Annotated in this window: 23 protein-coding genes; 16 read left to right on the top strand and 7 right to left on the bottom strand. The window is 65.0% G+C overall.

From position 1 onward, the window contains the following. Nucleotides 1-633 precede the first annotated feature (633 nt). Complete coding sequence (locus AAFN88_RS15955; protein ID WP_347521390.1) at nucleotides 634-1,026, top strand: hypothetical protein; 393 nt, start codon at nucleotides 634-636, stop codon at nucleotides 1,024-1,026. A gap of 234 nt (nucleotides 1,027-1,260) precedes the next feature. On the opposite strand, the gene AAFN88_RS15950 is transcribed toward AAFN88_RS15955, so the two are convergent. Next, entirely contained in the window at nucleotides 1,261-2,226 is a 966-nt protein-coding gene (locus AAFN88_RS15950; RefSeq protein ID WP_347521388.1) for a patatin-like phospholipase family protein, read from the bottom strand. 220 nt (nucleotides 2,227-2,446) lie between these two features. On the opposite strand from AAFN88_RS15950, the gene AAFN88_RS15945 reads away from it, so the two are divergent. From AAFN88_RS15945 to AAFN88_RS15930, 4 genes are all read left to right on the top strand, one after another. After that, a complete protein-coding gene (locus AAFN88_RS15945; RefSeq protein WP_347521387.1) occupies nucleotides 2,447-3,400 on the top strand; it encodes a metalloregulator ArsR/SmtB family transcription factor in 954 nt (317 codons plus the stop codon). A gap of 83 nt (nucleotides 3,401-3,483) precedes the next feature. Then, nucleotides 3,484-4,377 (top strand): methylenetetrahydrofolate reductase [NAD(P)H], encoded by an 894-nt coding sequence (metF, locus tag AAFN88_RS15940; protein ID WP_347521386.1) that lies wholly within the window; start codon nucleotides 3,484-3,486, stop codon nucleotides 4,375-4,377. Then, nucleotides 4,374-7,886 carry a methionine synthase gene (gene metH, locus AAFN88_RS15935; RefSeq protein ID WP_347521385.1) on the top strand — a complete coding sequence of 1,171 codons (3,513 nt, stop codon included), beginning with the start codon at nucleotides 4,374-4,376 and terminating at the stop codon, nucleotides 7,884-7,886. Before metF ends, metH begins: the two co-directional genes overlap by 4 nt. Nucleotides 7,887-7,920: 34 nt before the next feature. Further along, nucleotides 7,921-8,298 (top strand): hypothetical protein, encoded by a 378-nt coding sequence (locus AAFN88_RS15930; RefSeq protein ID WP_347521384.1) that lies wholly within the window; start codon nucleotides 7,921-7,923, stop codon nucleotides 8,296-8,298. Between the two features lie 15 nt (nucleotides 8,299-8,313). Here the strand turns inward: AAFN88_RS15930 and AAFN88_RS15925 are convergent, their stop codons facing one another. Continuing rightward, nucleotides 8,314-8,871, bottom strand: coding sequence for a GNAT family N-acetyltransferase (locus AAFN88_RS15925; protein WP_347521383.1), 558 nt, complete (start codon nucleotides 8,869-8,871; stop codon nucleotides 8,314-8,316). A gap of 88 nt (nucleotides 8,872-8,959) precedes the next feature. Here AAFN88_RS15925 and AAFN88_RS15920 point away from each other — a divergent pair, with 88 nt between their 5' ends. Further along, nucleotides 8,960-9,274: a hypothetical protein gene (locus AAFN88_RS15920; RefSeq protein WP_347521382.1), complete on the top strand. Its 315-nt coding sequence runs from the start codon at nucleotides 8,960-8,962 to the stop codon at nucleotides 9,272-9,274. A gap of 249 nt (nucleotides 9,275-9,523) precedes the next feature. On the opposite strand, the gene AAFN88_RS15915 is transcribed toward AAFN88_RS15920, so the two are convergent. Beyond that, nucleotides 9,524-9,733: a cold-shock protein gene (locus tag AAFN88_RS15915; protein ID WP_347521381.1), complete on the bottom strand. Its 210-nt coding sequence runs from the start codon at nucleotides 9,731-9,733 to the stop codon at nucleotides 9,524-9,526. Between the two features lie 582 nt (nucleotides 9,734-10,315). Between AAFN88_RS15915 and AAFN88_RS15910 the strand changes: the two genes are divergently transcribed. The 5 genes from AAFN88_RS15910 (at nucleotide 10,316) to AAFN88_RS15895 (ending at nucleotide 12,266) form a co-directional block, all read left to right on the top strand. Further along, nucleotides 10,316-10,894: a hypothetical protein gene (locus AAFN88_RS15910; protein WP_347521380.1), complete on the top strand. Its 579-nt coding sequence runs from the start codon at nucleotides 10,316-10,318 to the stop codon at nucleotides 10,892-10,894. Continuing rightward, the gene (locus AAFN88_RS15905) at nucleotides 10,891-11,199 is read left to right on the top strand and encodes a hypothetical protein (RefSeq protein WP_347521379.1); all 309 of its coding nucleotides are present in this window, start codon (nucleotides 10,891-10,893) and stop codon (nucleotides 11,197-11,199) included. The genes AAFN88_RS15910 and AAFN88_RS15905 overlap by 4 nt, the downstream gene beginning before the upstream one ends. Continuing rightward, nucleotides 11,196-11,393: a hypothetical protein gene (locus AAFN88_RS15900; protein WP_347521378.1), complete on the top strand. Its 198-nt coding sequence runs from the start codon at nucleotides 11,196-11,198 to the stop codon at nucleotides 11,391-11,393. Before AAFN88_RS15905 ends, AAFN88_RS15900 begins: the two co-directional genes overlap by 4 nt. Before the next feature lie 85 nt (nucleotides 11,394-11,478). Next, a complete protein-coding gene (locus AAFN88_RS21955) occupies nucleotides 11,479-11,655 on the top strand; it encodes an FYDLN acid domain-containing protein (protein ID WP_367576143.1) in 177 nt (58 codons plus the stop codon). Nucleotides 11,656-11,915: 260 nt separating this feature from the next. Then, nucleotides 11,916-12,266: a hypothetical protein gene (locus tag AAFN88_RS15895; protein ID WP_347521377.1), complete on the top strand. Its 351-nt coding sequence runs from the start codon at nucleotides 11,916-11,918 to the stop codon at nucleotides 12,264-12,266. Here the strand turns inward: AAFN88_RS15895 and AAFN88_RS15890 are convergent. The 4 genes from AAFN88_RS15890 to ggt form a co-directional block, all read right to left on the bottom strand. Further along, entirely contained in the window at nucleotides 12,263-13,120 is an 858-nt protein-coding gene (locus AAFN88_RS15890) for a putative zinc-binding metallopeptidase (RefSeq protein WP_347521376.1), read from the bottom strand. The genes AAFN88_RS15895 and AAFN88_RS15890 overlap by 4 nt on opposite strands. Next, a complete protein-coding gene (locus tag AAFN88_RS15885) occupies nucleotides 13,075-13,332 on the bottom strand; it encodes a zinc-ribbon domain-containing protein (protein WP_347521374.1) in 258 nt (85 codons plus the stop codon). The genes AAFN88_RS15890 and AAFN88_RS15885 overlap by 46 nt, the downstream gene beginning before the upstream one ends. Before the next feature lie 102 nt (nucleotides 13,333-13,434). After that, a complete protein-coding gene (locus tag AAFN88_RS15880) occupies nucleotides 13,435-14,139 on the bottom strand; it encodes a ribonuclease activity regulator RraA (RefSeq protein WP_347521373.1) in 705 nt (234 codons plus the stop codon). 30 nt (nucleotides 14,140-14,169) lie between these two features. Beyond that, a complete protein-coding gene (gene ggt, locus AAFN88_RS15875; RefSeq protein WP_347521372.1) occupies nucleotides 14,170-15,765 on the bottom strand; it encodes a gamma-glutamyltransferase in 1,596 nt (531 codons plus the stop codon). A 275-nt stretch (nucleotides 15,766-16,040) separates the two neighbouring features. On the opposite strand from ggt, the gene AAFN88_RS15870 reads away from it, so the two are divergent. The 5 genes from AAFN88_RS15870 to rfbA all read left to right on the top strand — a co-directional run bounded on the left by AAFN88_RS15870 (nucleotide 16,041) and on the right by rfbA (nucleotide 19,908). Further along, complete coding sequence (locus tag AAFN88_RS15870) at nucleotides 16,041-16,313, top strand: hypothetical protein (protein ID WP_347521371.1); 273 nt, start codon at nucleotides 16,041-16,043, stop codon at nucleotides 16,311-16,313. A gap of 102 nt (nucleotides 16,314-16,415) precedes the next feature. Next, entirely contained in the window at nucleotides 16,416-16,982 is a 567-nt protein-coding gene (rfbC, locus tag AAFN88_RS15865) for a dTDP-4-dehydrorhamnose 3,5-epimerase (RefSeq protein WP_347521369.1), read from the top strand. Nucleotides 16,983-17,057: 75 nt separating this feature from the next. Beyond that, on the top strand, nucleotides 17,058-18,131 hold the full coding sequence (rfbB, locus tag AAFN88_RS15860) for a dTDP-glucose 4,6-dehydratase (protein WP_347521368.1): 1,074 nt from the start codon (nucleotides 17,058-17,060) through the stop codon (nucleotides 18,129-18,131). Next, complete coding sequence (gene rfbD, locus AAFN88_RS15855) at nucleotides 18,132-19,028, top strand: dTDP-4-dehydrorhamnose reductase (protein WP_347521366.1); 897 nt, start codon at nucleotides 18,132-18,134, stop codon at nucleotides 19,026-19,028. Between the two features lie 10 nt (nucleotides 19,029-19,038). Then, entirely contained in the window at nucleotides 19,039-19,908 is an 870-nt protein-coding gene (gene rfbA / locus AAFN88_RS15850; protein ID WP_347521365.1) for a glucose-1-phosphate thymidylyltransferase RfbA, read from the top strand. The last annotated feature ends 62 nt before the right edge of the window (nucleotides 19,909-19,970 follow it).

Raw genomic sequence — 19,970 nt, 5'->3', positions numbered from 1 at the left:
CATTGCGGGCATTCTCGGCCAGCCGGCTTTGAGGGGCCGACGGCGCCGCTGCTTGGCGCCCATGGGACGCAACTTCCGAAAGGCTTCATAGGGCAGGGGGTGTCCGTCCCGGGAGTGAACGGAAGGCCGTGGCCGTACGCTGCAAGTGTGTTCCCCACGACCGCAATCGGAGTTCTCGGCAGAGTGGCGGGGGGTGGTCTGCCGTCTGCCGCGAAGGCGGGAAGTGAAGGCCGGCGGGTCTCTTTCTCGGACAATACTTCACCGTCTTCGAGAGCTTTGGTGAGGACATTGGCGCGCCTGCCGCCGGTGCCGAATAAGGTGTCCTAGAAGCGGAACGCGAAGCCGCGTGTCGCGACAGAAGTCGCTAAGCAATGCGCCGGTGAAGTTGGTGCGAGACTGCTCGTTCCTCGCCGCCCGTAAAGCATCGGGCGGCGCGCTGTCGGCGTCGAATGGATGAGTCGCTTATCGCGATGTTAAAGATCATCTGGGAAGGTGTCTCACCACTGGTGAGAAAACGCTTGCTCATTGCTTCGTTATGTTCTCTCTTTTCTTGTCAGTGCTTCGTCAAGAGTGCACAATTCGCATCGCAGGGTGGCATCACCGGATTCGTTCTTACGTTAGGGGATTAGACAATTGGCAACCACGACCACGAAGAAGAAGCCTGCGAAGAAGAAAGCGCCGGCTAAGAAACGCGCAGCCAAGAAGAAGACGGCTGTGAAGAAGAAGAGTGCCGCCAAGAAGACGGCGCGGAAGACCACCGCTAAGAAGCGCACCGCCAAGAAGACCGTGCGCAAAGCTGCGAAGAAGCGGCCTGCGAAGAAGGCTGCTAAGAAGAAGGTCGCTAAGAAGAAGGCCGTCCGCAAGACCGCTGCGAAGAAGCGTCCTGCGAAGAAGGCCGCCAAAAAGAAAGTCGCTAAGAAGAAAGTCGCTAAGAAGAAAGCCGTCCGCAAGACCGCTGCGAAGAAGCGTCCTGTGAAGAAGGCTGCTAAGAAGAAAGCGACCAGGAAGAAGGCTGCCAAGAAGTAGGCCGCCGTTAAGGATTGTTCAAAAAAAGGTTTTTAGGACAAGGCCTTATAAAGAATTCAGAGATGGCTTCGCACTGTCTCTGACTACCGGAAACGGTAGAGCGAAAATTGAAATCGGCGGCCATCCTAAGGGTGGTCGCCGTTTTCTTTTTTGGCAGTCGGCGCAGTCATGGAGATGCGGTGTCGTCAATGAGCGACAAGCGCGGGGCTTCGCCGGTACGCCGCGGAGGAGCGTTCAGTTGTCTCCGACGTGCATGTCCTGACCGAAGATCGAAATGGCGTCGTGCAGGTCGGGCAGGACTCGTTCCACCGCCGCTTCTCCTTCGGCGATGATCTCGTCGGCGCGATCGAACTCGAAGAGTCCGACGGTGCCCAGCCGCGGTGTGATGTGAACGTCGGGCGGCTCGCCCGCGAGGCGTGATCGCGAGATGCGGTCTTGAACGATACCGAGAGAGGAGATCATGACTCCGAACATACTCGGGTGCGTCGGCTCGCGCCGGAAAAGGCGTCGGGCCAGAGTCCCGATTCGCGACGGCTTCGAAGATTCTTCGCCCTGCTGGAGCTCATTCAGAAGGTCGAACCCGGCCACCGTCGGCACCGGCGCGCCGGCGCGGCGCTCCTTGCCGATGATGTCGGCGTTGAGGTTCACGGCGATGGTCATCTGCGCGCCGAGCGCCCGGCAGACGGAAACCGGAACCGGATTGACGAGGGCGCCGTCGACCAGCCAGCGATTGTCGCGCTGCATCGGTTCGAAGACACCGGGCAGCGAGAAGGAGGTGCGCATGGCATCGATCAGATCGCCTTCACGCAACCAGACCTCGTGGCCGGTGACCAGGTCGGTGGCGACCGCCGCGAAGGGAATGCCAAGATCTTCGATGCGCAGGTTGCCGAGGTTCTCGCGCAGCGCATCGACCAAGTGACGGCCGCCGATCATGCCGCCGTTGCGCACGCGGAAGTCCATGTAGGAGATCATGCGCACCTTGGTGAGCGAGCGCGCCCAGCCTTCCAAGGCGTCGGCCTTGCCGGCCAGATGAACGCCGCCGACGACCGCACCGATGGAGGTGCCGACGATAACGTCCGGCTCGATGCCATGGCGGCCGAGGGCGCGGATCACGCCCAGGTGCGCCCAGCCGCGCGCCACCCCACTGCCGAGGGCGAGGCCGATACGTGGTCGCGACTGCGGATGCAGAGCTTGGACCATGGCAAATCATACTGCCGTGCGGTTTAACGAATCATAATTAAGCACCGCCCGCGCCTCATACCAGGGCGGGGCGGTTTTCCGGGCAACCTTGGGGTTAATCGCCGGCCCGCCGCCCACGCAAAGAGGCTGCCGGTCAAGCTTCTCCTCTTGACATAACAATATCTTTATATCCTTATTATGGCATCTTGATCCCAGGAGACGGCACCCGGGGAGGGCGCCCATGGACAACCTTCTCTCCGCCATGAAGGCGGCCGCAGATCCGACCCGGCTTCGGCTGCTGGTGCTCTGCGCCCATGCCGACCTGACGGTATCGGACCTGGTTCACATTCTCGGCCAGAGCCAGCCGCGGTTGTCGCGCCACCTGAAACTGCTGACCGAGGCCGGCTTGCTGGACCGCAACCGCGAGGGCAGTTGGGTCTATTTCCGGCTGACCCACGAGGGGGCTTCGGCGGCGCTGGCGCAGACCTTGGTGGATGCTTTGCCGGAAGACGATCCGACGGTGCTGCGCGACCTGGCGCGCCTGGAGGCGCTGATGAGCGAGCGGGCCCGGCGTGCGGAGGACTACTTCCGCAAGGTGGCCGAGCAATGGGACGAGTTGCGTGCTTTCTATGTGCATGACGACGAGGTCGAACAGCAGCTCAGCGCGCTCATCGGCGAAGAGAAGGTGACAGACCTTCTGGACATAGGGACTGGGACCGGCCGCATCCTCGAAATCCTCGCCGACAAGGTGGAGCGTGCGGTGGGCATCGACCTTTCCCCCGACATGCTGTTGCTGGCGCGCTCCAAACTGGAGCGGGCGCGCCTGCGCAACTGCGTGGTGCGCAAGGGCGACATGCACCATCTACCTCTGGGAGAGCGCAGCTTCGACGCCATAACCATTCATCAGGTGCTGCACTATGCCGAGCGCCCGGCGGCCGCCATTCAGGAGGCCGCGCGGGTGCTGCGCCCGGGCGGGCGTCTTTTCATCGTCGATTTTCAGGCGCACGGCCTAGACATCCTGCGCAGCGAACACGAGCATCGCTGGCTGGGTTTCGAAGAAGAAAAGATGGCCGACTGGCTGAAGTCGGCAGGCCTGAGGCCGGAAGGCTGCCGCCGCTTGAAAGGCGATCCCTTGACCATCTGCATCTGGACGGCGCGCCAGCCGCAACTGCGCGACCGCTCCCGGGCGGCGTAAGGGGAGACAGGGTCTTGGCCGACGCTTTCCGCGAGAACCGTACTACCGTATCCGGCACTGCCGGACCCAAGGGAGAATCCGTTTTGCCCCGCTTTTCCTTCGAATTTTTTCCGCCGGCCACGCCGGCGGCCGAAGCGCGTTTCCACGAGGCGGCGGCCAAGCTGTCCGCCCTGGCGCCCGATTTCGTTTCCGTGACCTACGGCGCCGGGGGCACGACCCAGGAGCGCACTTTCAAGGCGATCGACTGGGTGCAGAAGGAAACCGAGTTGGAGCCGGCGGCGCACCTGACCTGCGTCGGCGCCAGCCGGACCCAGATCGACGCCATCGCCGAGCGGTATTGGGCGGCGGGCATCCGCCGCATCGTCGCGCTGCGCGGCGACGCGCCGCAGGGCAGCGAAGGATATCGGCCGCACCCGGAAGGCTATGCCTATGCCGCCGACCTGGTGGCGGGCCTGAAGCGGGTGGCCGATTTCGACATTTCCGTCTCGGCCTACCCCGAGGTGCACCCGGAGGCCCGCGACGCCGTCGCCGACCTGGACAACCTGAAACGCAAGATCGACGCCGGCGCCAGCCGCGCCATTACCCAGTTCTTCTTCGATCCCGACGACTACCTGCGCTTTCTCGACCGGGCCCGGGCGGCGGGGATTACCGCACCGATCATTCCGGGCATCCTGCCCATCGTGAACTTCGAGCGCGCCAGCCAGATGGCCGAAAGCTGCAAGGCCGCGGTCCCGCAGTGGTTGAGAGATCTCTACAGCGACTTGGAGGACGATGCTGCGGTACGTTTGCCGGTCGCGGTCTCGGTCGCCGCCGACCTCTGCCGCTATCTCGTGGCGCGCGGCGTCGAAGACTTTCATATCTACACCCTGAACAGGGCCGACCTGACGGCGGCGATCTGCCGCCTGCTGCGCAACGACAAGCGCTCGGGTCAGTCCCACAACGAGCAGCCAAAGCTCTTGGCCGGAGGCCTTTCGTGAGTCGTTTCCTTGATCATCTTTCCGACCGTGTCTTGCTGTGCGACGGCGGCATGGGCAGCCGCGTCCAGGCCATGGATCTCTCCTTGGAGGAGGACTACTGGAACCAGGAGAACTGCACCGAGGTCCTGAACCTCTCGCGCCCGGATATCGTGCGGGAAATCCACCGCGGCTACTTCGAGGCCGGTGCGGATATGGTGGAGACCAACACCTTCGGCGGCTCCCCGATCACCTTGGGAGAATTCGGCCTCAGCGAGCGTGCCTTGGAGATCAACCGCCGGGCTGCGGAGATCGCCCGCGAAGCGGCGGAGCTCTTTGCCGCCGACGGGCGCGACCGCTTCGTGGTCGGCTCCGTCGGGCCGGGCACGCGGTTGCCGTCGCTCGGCCATATCGACTATGACGCGCTGGAGAGCGCCTTCGCCACCCAGTGCGAAGGCCTCATCGCCGGCGGCGCCGACGCCATCCTCATCGAGACATGCCAGGACCCCTTGCAGGTGAAGGCGGCCGTGAACGGCGCCAAGGCGGCCCGCAAGGCCGCCGGCCCAGGTGTTGAAGCAGATCTGCCGATCATGGTGCAGGTGACGGTCGAGACCACCGGTACTCTGCTTGTCGGCGCGGACATCGCCGCCGCCGCGACGGTGCTCAAGGCGCTCGACATCCCGGTCATGGGCATGAACTGCGCCACCGGTCCGCAGGAAATGGCCCCGCATCTGGAGTGGCTGGCGGAGAACTGGTCGGGCTTCCTATCGGTGCAGCCCAACGCCGGCCTGCCCGAACTGGTCGACGGCCAGACCCGCTATCCCCTGCAGCCCCAGGAGCTGGCCGGCTGGCTCGACCGCTTCATCGAGGAGGATGGAGTGAATCTGGTCGGCGGCTGTTGCGGCACGACCACCGAACACATCGCCGCCCTGGACGCCATGCTGCGCCGCCGCGCCGGAGAGGAAGGCAGGCTGCGTCCGGCGCCCAAGCAGCGCCAGTCCTTCTGGGTGCCCTCCGTCGCCTCGCTGTACAGCCAGGTCGGCCTGCGGCAGGAGAACGCCTACCTTTCCATCGGCGAGCGCTGCAACGCCAACGGCTCCAAGAAGTTCCGCGAACTGCAGGAAGCCGGTGACTGGGACGGCTGCGTCGCCATGGCGGTCGACCAGACCAAGGAAGGCTCCCACACCATCGATGTCTGCACGGCCTTCGTGGGCCGTGACGAAGTGGCGGAGATGACCGAAGTGGTGAGCCGGATGAGAGGCTCCGTCAGTGCGCCGCTGGTCTTCGATTCCACCGAGCTGCCGGTGCTGGAAGCGGCGATGAAGCTGTACGGCGGTAAGCCGATCCTGAACTCGATCAATTTCGAGGACGGTGAGGAAGCCGCGCACCAGCGCCTGGAGCTGGCCCGCCGCTTCGGCTCCGCGGTCATTGCCTTGACCATCGACGAGGAGGGCATGGCCAAGAGCGCGGAACGCAAGCTGGAAGTCGCCAAGCGGCTGCACGACTTCGCCTGCCTGGGGCACGGCTTGCCGGCCAGCGATCTGATGATCGATCCGCTGACCTTCACCATCTGCACCGGCAACGAAGACGACCGAAAGCTGGGTCTCTGGACCCTGGAGGCGATCGAGTCGATTTCCCGCGAGCTGCCGGACTGCCAGATCCTGCTCGGGCTCTCGAACATTTCCTTCGGGTTGAATGCCGCGGCGCGGCATGTGCTGAACTCGGTCTACCTCGACCACGCCATCAAGCGCGGCCTCACCGGCGCCATCGTCCACGTCAGCAAGATCATGCCGCTGCACAAGATCCCTGAGAAGGAGGTCAAGGTTGCCGAAGACCTGATCTTCGATCGCCGCAGGGAAGGCTATGACCCGTTGCAGGCCTTCATGGCCCTCTTCGAGGGGCGCAGCGCGGCGGCCAGCGAGAAGCGCGCCCGGGCCGAGGACGTGGAGACCCGGCTCAAGGACCGCATCGTCGACGGCGACCGCCAGGGCCTCGAGGACGACCTGAACGAGGCGCTCGAAAAGCATTCGCCCCTGGACGTCATCAACGTTCACCTGCTGGCCGGCATGAAGGTGGTGGGCGAGCTCTTCGGTGCCGGCAAGATGCAGCTGCCCTTCGTGCTGCAGTCGGCGGAAACCATGAAGGCCGCGGTGCGCTTCCTGGAACCCTTCATGGAGAAGGTGGAAGGCCAGGAGAAGGGCACCATCGTTCTGGCCACGGTGAAGGGCGACGTGCACGACATCGGGAAGAACCTCGTCGACATCATCCTCACCAACAACGGCTACAAGGTGGTGAACCTGGGTATCAAGCAGCCCATCGACAACATCCTGGCCGCCGTGGTGGAGCATGGCGCCGACGCGGTGGGCATGTCCGGGCTGCTGGTGAAGTCCACCGTGGTGATGCGCGAGAACCTGGAGCGCATGACGCGCGATCAGGTCAAGGTGCCGGTGATGCTGGGCGGCGCGGCCCTGACCCGCAACTACGTGGAGACCGACTGCGCCGCGGCCTACGCCACGGGCCAGGTGGCTTACGCCCGCGACGCCTTTGACGGTCTCTCGCTGATGGACAAGGTGGTCAACGGCGATTTCGGCGCTCTTGTCAGCGAACGTCAGGAAAAGCGCCAGGCGCGTCCGAGCAACAACAACCGCACCCTGGGCAAGCCCAACCGCGCCGACCAGCGCCCCGTCGACCTGGAGGAAACCCGCCTGCGGCGCGACGAGCTGGCCGCCGGGGTGATGATTCCAGAGCCGCCGTTCTGGGGGCCGCGCGTGCTCGCGCGGGTGCCGCTCGACGCTCTGGTGCCTTTTCTCAACGAACGCATGCTCTACCAGTTCCAGTGGGGTTTCCGGAAGCAGGGCCGTTCCCTGGAGGACTACATGGCCTGGGCGCGCAAGGAACTGCGGCCGACCCTGAAGAGGATGTTGGATGTCTGCAAGCAGCAGGACATCCTGGTGCCGCAGGCGGTCTACGGCTACTGGCCGGCCAATGCGGAGGGCAACGACGTCATCCTCTTCGACCCCGCGGAACATGACCGTGAGGTCGGGCGCTTCACCCTGCCGCGCCAGGCCCGCGCCGGCGGCCTCTGCATCGCCGACTTCGTGCGCGACGTCACCTCGGGCGAGCGCGACGTCATCGGCCTGCAGATCGTCACGATGGGGCAGCACGCATCCGACGTGGCGCGCGAGTGGTTCGCCGAGGATCGCTACCAGGACTATCTCTACCTGCACGGCCTGGGCGTCGAGATGGCTGAGGCCTTGGCGGAGTACGTTCACAAGCGCATTCGTGCCGAGCTCGGCTTCGGATACGAGGACTCCCGCGACCTGGATGCCATGCTGCAGCAGGGCTACCGCGGCTCGCGCTACTCCTTCGGGTATCCCGCCTGTCCCAATCTGGAGGACCAGGAACAGCTCCTGCGCCTCTTGAAGGCGGGGGAGATCGGCGTTGAAATGTCCGATGAGCATCAACTGCATCCGGAGCAGTCGACCTCCGCCATTGTCCTGCACCACCCACAGGCCAAGTACTTCTCGGTCTAGCCGGCCCGATGCCTAGATGAAGGGAGTTCCCCCGATGGCCGCAGAAAAGAATGTTTTCGATCTCGAGGCCTACCGCCGGGAAGAGGACGAGGCGGTGCGCGAGGCGGCCCGGGCCTCGGCCTGGTGGGAAGACGAGTGGCTGAGGTTCCCCACCGTTACCCGGGACGCGGAGGGTGGCTGGCACTACTGGAGCGTTCCGGCGGACAGTGGCGTCTATCAGGACGACTGGCCGCTGGGCGAGCGCCTGGCGCGGGAGACCGTGGCCCATATGCGGAGTTTCCCGGAAGGCAGCACGGTGCTGCGCCGCATCCTGCGCGAGATGGACCCGGAATCGACGGTGGGGCAAGGCTTCCTGACCGCGATCGAGGAGACGCTGTGCCAGAGTCCGCCGCCGCCGCTTCAGCAGCTCTGACCCGGCTTGCGGGCGTCAACCGGTCTCGCGGGCCGGGTCGCGGGTAGGGTCGGGGGCCGGGTCGCGGAACGACGCCTCTGACAGCCGCTTTTCCATGTCGGCGGCCGGGATCATCAGCCCGCCGCGGGTGCGCCAGTGGCGGTGCCGGATCACCCTGTAGCCCCGTGATTCGTAGAACGGCAAGCCGACCAGGCTGGCGCCGATGACGATCTTGGCGTGGCCCGCCGTTGCAATGTCCGCCTCGGCACGCTGCAGCAGGGCGGTGCCCAGGCCCAGGCGCGACCAGTCCGGGTCGATGTAGAGGCTGCGAACCTCCTCGTCCTTGTAGGCGCAGAAGCCGACGATGCCGCGCAGCCGTGCCACCGCGACCAGGAATTGTTCCCTGTCCTCACGCATGGCGGCGACGTAGCGTTCCGGGCTGTTGCCCTGGACCCAGCTTTCCACTTGACTGTCGCTGTAGACCCCGCGCGCGAGCTTCCGCACGGCCCGGTCTTGGACAGCGAGGAGGCTCTGCGCATCCGACGGCTTGCCCGGGCGCAGGCGGTAACGAGGTATGAGCTTTCCCAACGCCATGCGCGAAGCCTAGGCAGGGATGTTCACCCAGGCAAGCACGAGAAATGGGGAGGGCGCCGGGTGTTTGGGGTTCTTAAGATCTGTGAGTATGGACCCGGGGCAGGCGCGGCTTGGCGGCTTCGGCTTCCGCGACGGGCTTGGCCTCGGTGGCCGTCTTGGGTCCTGTGTCTGGGATCGTCTCGGGGACGGCGGCGGTTTCGAGAACGGGGGTGGCTTTGTGGGCCGGGGTGTTCTGGGCGTTCTCCGGCTGTCCGGCGGCGGCGGCCTCAGTCGCTTCCTTGGCAAGACGCAGTGCGCGCAGCCGCGCCATGCGGTCGTCGCGCTCGCGCTGGGTCTTCTCTTTTTGCTTGATCAGCGTCTGATCTCTTTTCTGTCCGGCGGCGAATTGCTGCTCGGCCCGTGACCTCGACGGCTTCCACATCGCGATACTCCTTGTTCGGTTCACGCGAATCGGGCGATGACCTCCGTCGGCCGCGCGGGCAGAATGGCCAAGGCTGGACGACCGTGGGGTCGCCGGCACCGGGCCGGGCTGCGGGGCACACAGAGGTGGCGGCGACGAATGCGCCGCCGTATGACCCGGTCGAAACGACCGGGTCTTATGGCCTGGGCTTGAGCGCGCGCCCCACAGTACGAGAGGGGGCGCGGTCAATGCCTAGTCGATGACGGACAGGTTCTCGGCGGAAGACTTGCCGTTCTGTCCCGGCTGCAACTCGTAGGAAACCTTCTGGCCCTCGCGTAGTGACGTGAGGCCTGCGCGCTCAACGCTCGAGATATGCACGAAGGCGTCTTTGGAGCCGTCCTCAGGCTCGATGAATCCGAAACCCTTGGTGGCGTTGAACCATTTCACGGTACCAGTTGGCATGTCGTTTTTTCCTCTGACGGGAGTGTGGGGGCGGCTTTCCGCGATAGGCGAAAGGCGGCCGGTGAAACGCTCACAATGTCATCGGATATCTAAGTCAGTCGGCGTACCGGTGTATTAGGCAGCGTCCGACATATGCGTCGCGTATGCCCGAAAGTTAGACACTATCCCGAAGAAGTCAATCCGATAGGCGAGGGGGAACCGAAACAGGCGAGGCGGTGGTGTTCCCCCGCAAGGCATCGCCACGGAGCATTGGCGGCTGTGAATTCTTGGCTCCCTGGTTCGGGTGACAATCTATTCCAATCTATAGTGCAAAATAAACATCTTAATCTTGATGCTTTTGGGTGCCGATAATATTTAATTTTCACAGAAAATATCAAAGTAATCTTGAAATATTCTATGTAAAGACTATATATTTGAATTGATATTGGCGCCGAACCGCATGGCGGCGGCGCACGGCCTTTGGCCTTCGACCCAAGGGGGACTTCGTGGGGCGGCGTCATCGCGCCTGCTGTTCAGCAGCCGAAACGATGCATCGTTCAGCTTCTGCCCTTTTAGGCAAACCCTCTGGAAAGGCCCGCCCTTATGCACCGAACCCCCTTCCATTGCGGCCTCCCGGCCTTATTGCTGTTGGTGTTCCTGGCCGTTACGGCCACTGGCGGACCGGCGGCCGCGGGGACGGGAAGCCTGCCGGTCAATGCTGCCGCGAAGAGCTACGGTAGCGGCTGGGAATGCAACCGGGGATTCCGTGAATCCAACGGCGCTTGCGTCGCGATCCGGATCCCTGCCAATGCTTTCGCAACGAAGACATCCTATGGGCGTGGCTGGGAATGCAAGCGCGGCTATCAGGAAAGAAGGGATGGCTGCCTGCCCATTCCGGTGCCCGCTAACGGCTACCTCAACGCCTCTGGAACCCGTTGGGACTGCGAGCGCGGTTACCGGGAAGCCGATGAAGCCTGCGTCGCCATCGTGGTACCGCGCAATGGTTTCCTGACGGAATCCAACTACGGGCCCGGCTGGAAATGCGAACGGGGGTATCGTCCGGCTGAGGGCAGCTGCCTTCCCGTGGAGGTGCCCGTGAACGCTCATCTCGACTATGCCGGCAACGAATGGGAATGCGACCGGCCGTTCGAGCGGCAGGAAGACCGTTGCGCGCTGCCATGACCGACAAGCCGGTTGACCTGGACGCCCATCGCGGTTTCGCCGCCATGAAGGCGACCGAGATTCGTCGCCAGCGGCTCTACGAGTTCCAGATCGACCAGGAGGCGCTGCGTGTCCGCCAGGAAGAGCTCGAAAAGGCGCTTTCCCAACCTGCGGAAAGCTGGCTGGAAGCGGCCGGTAAGGCGCAATACCTGCTACAGATTTTCGCCACCACGCCGGAGGCTCAGGATCCGCACCGTCAGGCGCTTATCGCCAGAACGCTCGATGATCTGGCGAAGCTGTGCGAACGCTCGAAGGAGCGGCCATGACCAAGTTCTCGCTAAGCGACCTGCAGGATGATCAACTGGGCCAGGACGATCCCAAGACCCGCCAGTGCCTGCGCTGCCGGGGCGTCTTCGAGAGCCAGTGGGCCGGCGAGCGTATCTGCGCGCGCTGCAAGAGCTCGAGTACCTGGCGTAGCGGCTTGCCGGTGCGGGCTTCCAGTTCCGGCGGTCGGCGCTAGCATTTCCGGACCCGTGCCGACGCGAAGCGGCCGAAGCCTGCGGTTCCGCGACCGGCGTCTTTCACGACCAAAAAGGATTCAAGAGATGGATAGATCGGACCGCGGGCGCAAGCATCTCTGCCCCGACTGCGGATGCAAATACTACGACATGCAAAAGAAGGTCGTGACCTGCCCGAGGTGCGGCGCCAAGGAGCCGGCGAAGAAGCTGCCCCGATCAGGCAGGCCGCTGCGCGCGGGGCGCGGCTTTGCCTTCCGGGGCTGATGCCGGGCACGGTCCTCCGTCCCATGAGTGCTGCTGCGGAGCCGGCCGGCTGAGGCGTCAGTCTCTGGATGTGGCGAAGTTCATCCTCTTCGGTTCTCCTGGGAAAAATAATAATGACGATACAATTCAATAATATAACTGATAATTATTTTTATTTTTGATACATTTCAAAATAATATCCGTGATCGGTATGTATTTTTCTGTATAGTTGTAAATATACAGGGAGAAATGGTTTTTCCCTAAGTGGAGGACCTCAAGATATGAACGCTCCCGAATGGCTCAAACCCGCAGTCTATGGCGCCGCTGTCGGCGCCATCGCCCTGGCCATCGCAGGATTTTCCTGGGGCGGTTGGGTGACCGGCGGCACCGCCAACAAGATGGCCGCTGAAAAGGCGCGTCATGAAGTGGTCGCCGCCCTGGTGCCGATCTGTCTCGAGCAGTCCAAGCAGGACCCGCGCTTGACCGAGACCCTGGCCCAACTGAAGGCTGCCAGCAGCTACAAGCGCAGCGACATGCTTATGGACGCCGGCTGGGCCACCATGCCGGGATCCGAAGATCCGAACCGTGCCGTGGCAAGTGCCTGCATAGAAAAGCTGGCCGACCAGTTCTAGGTCGTTGCTGGATGCACGAGGCCATGGACAAAGCGAAGCTTGCCCATGGCTTCTGGCGCCAGAACGAAGGGGTAGAGGTCCGGCTGACCCATGCTGTGGTTGAGGCTGTTCACCGCCGAGGTGAGCGTCAGCCAGGCTGAGACCAGCGCGTCGAAGTCGTCATGGCGGCAGGGATCGAAGTCGATCTCCATCTTCAACGGCGCCAAGCGGCCGGCTTTGACGTCGATGCTCAGGCCGAAGGCAGCGGCCGTTTCCAGTGTGTCCACCATGTGCAGGTAGTGCGCCCAGGTCTCCGCGAAGCCTTCCCAGGGATGGGCGCTGGCGTAGCTGCTGACGAAGTGTTGCTGCCAGCCGGGCGGCGGCCCTCCGGTGTAATACGCCTGCAGAGCGGCCCCGTAGTCGCGGCGCTCGTCCCCGAACAGCTCACGAAAACTGTCGTGCCAGGCGCCGCCGCGGACTAGGCGCTCCCAATAGTGATGGCCGATCTCGTGGCTAAAGTGCCCCAGGATCGTGCGGTAGCTCTCGGCCATGTCGCGGCGGTGGCGTTCGCGCTCGACGTCGTCGGCCTCGGCGAGGTTGATGGTGATCTGGCCCTCGGCATGACCGGTCATCACCTGCGGACCTTCATGAAAAGCCGTGCCGCTGTCGGAGAGGAAATCGAAGACGAGCCCCTTTTCCGCATCGTCGTGCCGGCTGCTCAGCGGCAGCCCGAGGCGCAGCAGGGCATAGACCAGCCGGTGCTTGGCGGATTCCATGCGCTGCCAGAGCAAGAGGTTGTCGGCACTGTCGAGGTCGGGGATCGTCCGGTTCAGCCGGCAGGCGCGGCAGAAGGCGTCGCCGCTATCCGCCGGCACCAGCCAGTTGCAAGCATCGTAGTTGGAGTTGGCGCAGAAGCGGAACAGGTTGCGGGGACGGCCAGGGCGTACCAGGTGTTATCTCCGCTCGCCGCCAGGGCGCTCAGCTCGGCAAGGTCGCTGAGGTAGCCGAGCAGCCGCCCGCAGTGCTCGCAGCGCGTATTCTCGAAGAACAGCAGCTGACCGCAGTCCTGGCACTCGAAGACCTTCATGCGGAGACTTTAGCTCCTGGGCCTGCCGGGTGCGATGTTAATCCGAACGGTCCCGGCGCATGTCGGGTCCGCGACCATCCTTTCCCTTGCTTTCCGGGAAGTTCAGCCGCCCTTCTTCATTTCCGCTTCGTAGCGGGCGCGGGTTTCCTCGTTCATGGGGTAGAGGCCGGGCAGGCTGGCGCCGTTTTGGACCTCTTTCATGATCCAGGCTTCCTGGCGCTCCTGCTCGATCCCCAGTGCGGCTACTTCCTCGATCAGGTCCTTGGGGACGACCACGGCGCCGTCCCTGTCGGCGACGATGAGATCGTCGGGGAAGACCGCGACGCCCCCGCAGGCTATGGGCTGCTGCCAGCCGACGAAGGTCAGGCCGGCGACCGAGGGCGGGGCGGCGATGCCGCTGCACCAGACCGGCAGGCCGCTGTCCTCCACGCCGTCACGGTCGCGCAGCGCGCCGTCGGTGACCAGCGCGGTGACCCCGCGCTTGCGCATGCGCGCGCAGAGGATGTCGCCGAAGATGCCGGCGTCCTGCACCCCCATGGCGTCGACCACGGCGATGGCGCCCCCGGGCATCTCCTCGATGGCGGCACGGGTCGAGGTCGGCGAGGACCAGGAGGCCGGCGTCGCCAGGTCCTCACGCGCCGGCACGAAGCGCAGGGTGAAGGCCGGGCCGGCCAGCCGTCCCCAGGAGCGCAGGGGCTTCGGCCCGCGCAAGCTGACGTTGCGCAGGCCTTTTTTCAGCAGGATGGTGGTGATGGTCGCGGTGGTGATGCTCTCGTAGGCTTCACGCAGTGCTGAATCGAGGGCCACGGGACGATACCTCCCTGCTTGGTTTGGCAATCAATAGCCCAGGGCGCAGCCGTCCTTGCGCGGATCCGAGCCGCCGGCCAGTGTGCCCTGGTCCCAGTCGATCTGAATGGCCTGGCTGCCGCCGATCGGCTTGTCGGGCGGGCAGAAGCGGTGGCCCATTTCCTCCAGCTTGGCCAGCACTTCGCGGGGGATGCCGCTCTCGGCCTCCACTGCTGTCTCGCCCGGCGCCGGGAAGCTGCGCGCCAGATCCATGGACTGCTGCACGTCCAGACCGTAGTCGAAGAGGTTGGTGAGGAAGCGCGCGTGGCCGCAGGCCTGATACTGCCCGCCCATGACGCCGAAGGGCATGATCGCGCGTCCGCTCTTGGCCACCATGCCGGGAATGATGGTGTGCATGGGGCGCTTGCCCGGGGCGATGCAGTTCGGGTGCTCCGGATCGACGGAGAAGGCGGCGCCGCGGTTCTGCAGGATGATCCCCGACTTCGGGCCGCAGATGCCGCTGCCGAAGCCGTTGAAGGTCGAGTTGATGAAACTGACCGCGTTGCGGTCCTTGTCCACCACGGAGATGTAGACCGTGTCGGCGTGCTCGGCGACCGGCGCTGCGGCGCTGGGGATGCCGGCGCGGGATGGATCGATCCGGCGGCGCAGCGTTTCGGCGTAGTCCTCGGAGAGCAGCTGCTCGACCGGGACCTCCGCCTGGGCCGGGTCGGCCACGTAGGCGTTGCGCGCTTGGTAGGCGAGGCGGGTAGCCTCGATCTCGAGGTGCAGACGCTCGGCGCTCATGGCGCCCAGGGCCGGCAGGTCGTAGCCGGAGAGGATGTTCAACAGCAGCAGGGCGATGATGCCTTGGCCGTTGGGCGGGCACTCGTAGACATCGTAGCCTTTGTAGCCGGTCTTGATGGGATCGACGTATTCGCCGCTGGCGGCGGCGAAGTCCTCCAGGCTGTGCAGTCCGCCCAGTTCCTTGAGGTGCGCCACAAGGTCTTCGGCGATGGCGCCTTTGTAGAAGGCGTCGCGGCCCTGTTCGGCGATCAGCTCCAGGCTGGCCGCCAGGGCCGGCTGGCGGTGGACGCTGCCCAAAGCCGGCGCCTTGCCGTCCACCAGGAAGATGCTGCTGGCCGCCGGGTCGTGGGACAGGGCCTCCACCTCGCTGGCCCAGTCCGTCGCCACGCGCTCGGTCACCACATAGCCGTCGCGGGCGAAGCGGAGTGCCGGCTGCAGCATGTCGCCCAGGCTGCGGGTGCCGTGGTCGCGCAGCAGCTGCGCCCAGGCGTCGACGGCGCCGGGCACGGTGACGGCGTGGGGGGTGTAGCGTTCGATCTTGGCGATGCCCTGGTCGGCGAACCACTTTGCGGTGGCCGCCTGCGGTGCCCGGCCCGAGCCGTTGAAGGCGACGATGTCGGCGCTGCCCTTGGGGGCGTAGAGCACGAAGCAGTCGCCGCCCAGGCCGGTGGATTCCGGCTCCACCACACCCTGGACCGCACAGGCGGCCACCGCCGCGTCCATGGCGTTGCCGCCGTCCTGCAGGACGTTGACGGCCGTCAGGGTCGCCAGGCTGTGGGACGTTGCCGCCATCCCGTTGAGCGAGCGGGCGACCGAGCGGCCGGGGAGTTCCAGATTTCTCATAAGTGATTGAGTTCCTTTGTCACAGCAGTCCATCCCGATGGGCAAAGCGCACCGCTGGCCTTATCGGAAGACCAGTTTCCCATCGCACCAGTGCCTTGATGTAGCCGTCCTGTGGGGTCTTGGGAAGTCCTCTCTCAGGTCTTCCGTGAACGAATCCTGCGGGAATGATTTGCTTTTTTCCTCACAGCTCCTCATCACATCGATTATAGTGACCTTGTTGCAATCAGAGCCACGGCTCCGCCAGCAGGCATCAGCGGGAATGAGGCTGCGTCGGGATGCACGGTCTCAAGAACTACAATCTCGTCGTTGAACCCTGGCCGGGAAATCCCGGCCCGAACGGTCCGCGTGGACGCCGGGGCTATCGCTGGCGGGTGGCCTGGAAGCGGCAGGGCGAGTTCTATGCCGAAGGCTTCGAGGATTCCCACGCTTCGGCGCGCGCCGCGGCGGAGGCCTACCTCGCCGAGCAGGGCATCCAGATCATGTCGTTGAGCCGGCCGGTCCCGCCCGCCGCCCAGCGGCCCGCGGCGAACAAGGCCGGCGGCGCCTGAGCACAAGCAGCCGAATTGCAGTATGATCCAGCGCGGGACTCGGGCGCCGCGCCGGTGCCTGCCCGCGCTTCTTCTGCTGCCGTTCGCTGAGAGACCTGATGTATGGACGTTGAAAGCCTGGCCATCCCCGAAGTGCTGTTGATCAAGCCGGTGCGGCACGGCGACCATCGCGGTTTCTTTTCGGAGACCTACAGCAAGCAGGACTTCGCGGCAGCCGGTATCGGCATGGAATTCGTGCAGGACAATCACTCCCTTTCGGCGCAGGCGGGCACCTTGCGCGGCCTGCACTTCCAGGTGCCGCCGCGGGCCCAGGCGAAGCTGTTGCGGGTGATCCGAGGCTCGGTCTTCGACGTGGCGGTCGACCTGCGCTGGGGCTCGCCCACCTATGGCCGGCACGTCAGCGCCGTGATCTCCGCCGAGGCTTGGAACCAGATCTTCATTCCCGTCGGTTTCGCCCATGGCTTCTGCACCCTGGAGCCCGACTGCGAGGTCCTCTACAAGGTCAGCGACTTCTATGCGCCGGAGGCCGAGCAGGGCTTGCTGTGGAACGACCCCGAGTTGGGGGTCGATTGGCCGGATGGGGCCGGCGCGTCCCTCTCGACGCGCGACCGGAGCTGGCCGGGGCTAAGGGATTTATCAAGAGTTTTTCAATATGACCAAGGACGTTAGAAGGTTTCTTGCAGCCGGCCTGGAAAGGTTCCCCGGGGCATTTCAGGGCGGGCGCGGAAGGGCGAAGGGGCGCGCATGAAAATCCTGGTCACCGGCGGCGCCGGCTTCATCGGCTCGGCCGTCGTCCGCCACCTGATCGGGGACGGCGAGACGGCGGTGGTGAACGTCGACAAGCTGACCTACGCGGCGACGCCGGAGGCGCTGGAAGACGCCGCCGAGAGCCCGCGCTATGCCTTCTCCAAAACCGATATCTGCGACGGCCCGGCGCTGCGCCGCCTCTTCGCCGAGCACCGCCCCGACGCGGTGATGCACCTGGCGGCGGAATCCCATGTCGACCGTTCCATCGACGATGCCGCGGACTTCATTGAGACCAACGTGGTCGGCACCTACCGTCTGCTGGAGACGGCGACGGCCTACTGGCGCGAGCTGGAAGGCGCGGAGCGGTCCGCTTTCCGCTTTCACCACATCTCCACCGATGAGGTCTTCGGCGCCCTGGGACCGGAGGGCTATTTCACCGAGGAAACGCCCTATCGGCCGAATTCGCCCTATTCGGCCAGCAAGGCGTCCTCCGATCACTTCGTGCGCGCCTGGCACCAGACCTACGGATTGCCGGTGGTGACCAGCAACTGTTCGAACAACTACGGCCTCTATCAGTTTCCGGAGAAGCTGATCCCCTTGATGATCATCAACGCCCTGACCGAGAAGCCGCTGCCGGTCTACGGCAAGGGCGAGAATGTGCGCGACTGGCTGCATGTGGACGACCACGCCTGCGCGCTGGTCGCGGTGCTGACCCGGGGCCAAGTCGGCGAGACTTACAACGTCGGCGGCGACAGCGAGCTGCGCAACATCGACGTGGTCAACATGATCTGCGATCTGGTCGATGAACTGCGCCCGAGGCAGGGCGGCGGCTCGCGGCGCGATCTCATCACCTACGTCACCGACCGGCCGGGACACGATTTGCGCTATGCGGTGGACGCCTCGAAGGTCAAGCGGGAGCTGAACTGGGCGCCGCAGGAGAGCTTCGCCTCCGGCCTGCGCAAGACCGTCGCCTGGTACCTGGATCATCAGGACTGGTGGCGCGGCATCCTGGAGCGCCGCTACGCCGGCGAGCGTTTGGGCCTCTCCAAGGCCGGTCAGAAAGCCGGCTAGATGGCTGCCGGCGGACTGCTGCTGCTCGGCGCGGAGGGGCAACTCGGCCAGGAGATACGCAGGCTGGCGGGCAGCCGCGATCTGGCGCTGACCGCCCTCAACCGCAAGCAGCTCGATATCACCGACGCCGGCGCCGTGAAGCAGGCGCTGGAGCGCGGCTATGGCACGGTGATCAACGCCGCCGCCTATACCGCCGTCGACAAGGCCGAAAGCGATGAGGCACTGGCCATGGCGGTCAACCGCGACGGCGCGGCCCACTTGGCCCAGGCCTGCCGCGACGGCGGCGCGGCGTTGATTCAACTTTCCACGGACTATGTCTTCGATGGTTTGAAGGGTGCGGGTTATCGCGAGGGCGACCCGGTTCGTCCGCTGAGCGTCTACGGCCGCGGCAAGTTGGCCGGCGAAGAGGCCGTGCGCGCGGCCCTGCCTGCGCACGTCATCCTGCGTACCTCCTGGGTGTTTGGCGCCTGGGGCACCAACTTCGTGAAGACCATGCTGCGCCTCGGCGGCGAGCGCGAAGAGCTCTCCATCGTCGCCGACCAGTTCGGCTGTCCGACGCCGACGGCGGCCCTGGCCGATGCCGTTCTGGCGGTGGCCGAACGGCTGGCGCCGGAGACCTACGGCTCCTACCACTGTGCCGGGGCGGAGCGCACCTCCTGGTACGACTTCGCCCGGGCGATCTTTGCCGGGCAGGAGGAACTCACCGGCCGCAAGGGGCCGAAGCTGCGCCCCATCGCCACCGTGGACTATCCGACCGCGGCCCGCCGCCCCCCGGATTCCACGTTGGATTCCGGCCTATTTCAGGCGACCTTCGGGCAGGGGCCGATCGACTGGCGGCGCGGTTTGTCGACTGTGTTGCAGGAACTGCTGGTTCCGCAGGAAAAGGGCCAGGGCTAAGGGGGAAGGTATGAAAGGTCTCGTTCTCGCCGGCGGCTCCGGCACCCGGCTGCACCCGGTGACCCGGGCGGTCAGCAAGCAGTTGCTGCCGGTCTACGACAAGCCGATGATCTACTATCCTTTGTCGGTGCTGATGATGTCGGGCATCCGCGACATCCTGGTGATCACCACGCCGCATGACGCGCCGCTGTTCCACGAACTGCTGGGCGACGGCAGCCAGTGGGGAATCAATCTCAGCTACGCCGTGCAGCCCAAGCCGGAAGGCCTGGCCCAGGCCTTCCTCATCGGCCGCGACTTCATCGCCGGGGACAAGTGCTGCCTGATCCTGGGCGACAACATCTTCTACGGCCAGGGTCTGCAGGACGTGCTGATGCGCGCCGCCGCCCTGCGCCGGGGCGCGACGGTCTTCGGCTACCAGGTCTCCGATCCCGAACGCTATGGCGTGGTTGAGTTCGACGCCGCCGGGCAGGCTGTCAGCCTGGAGGAAAAGCCGCGCCACCCGAAGTCGCGCTTCGCCGTCACCGGGCTCTACTACTACGACGAACAGGTGGCGGACATCGCCGCCGACCTGAAGCCCTCGGACCGTGGGGAGCTGGAGATCACCGACCTCAACCGGCGCTACCTGGAGGCCGGGCAGTTGCAGGTCGAGCGCCTGGGCCGGGGCTATGCCTGGCTGGACACCGGCACCCACGACAGCCTGATCGACGCTGCCCAGTTCGTGCAGACCATCGAGCACCGCCAGGGCCTGAAGGTCGCCTGCCTGGAGGAGATCGCCTTCCGCAAGGGCTTCATTTCCGCCGACGCGCTGCGGGCACTGGCCGAGCCGCTGCGCAAGAACGACTACGGCCTCTACCTGCTGCGCGTCGCCGAGGGGCTCTGACGGGCCGGCGCCTTTTTTTCGCAGTTGCGGAAATACGCCACCGCTCCTGGGTACTGTTGTCA

Source organism: Pelagibius sp. CAU 1746 (assembly GCF_039839785.1).
Classification (GTDB): domain Bacteria; phylum Pseudomonadota; class Alphaproteobacteria; order Kiloniellales; family Kiloniellaceae; genus Pelagibius.
The sequence above is the reverse complement of the archived record's forward strand: the minus strand, read 5'-3'. Positions and strand labels throughout refer to the sequence as shown.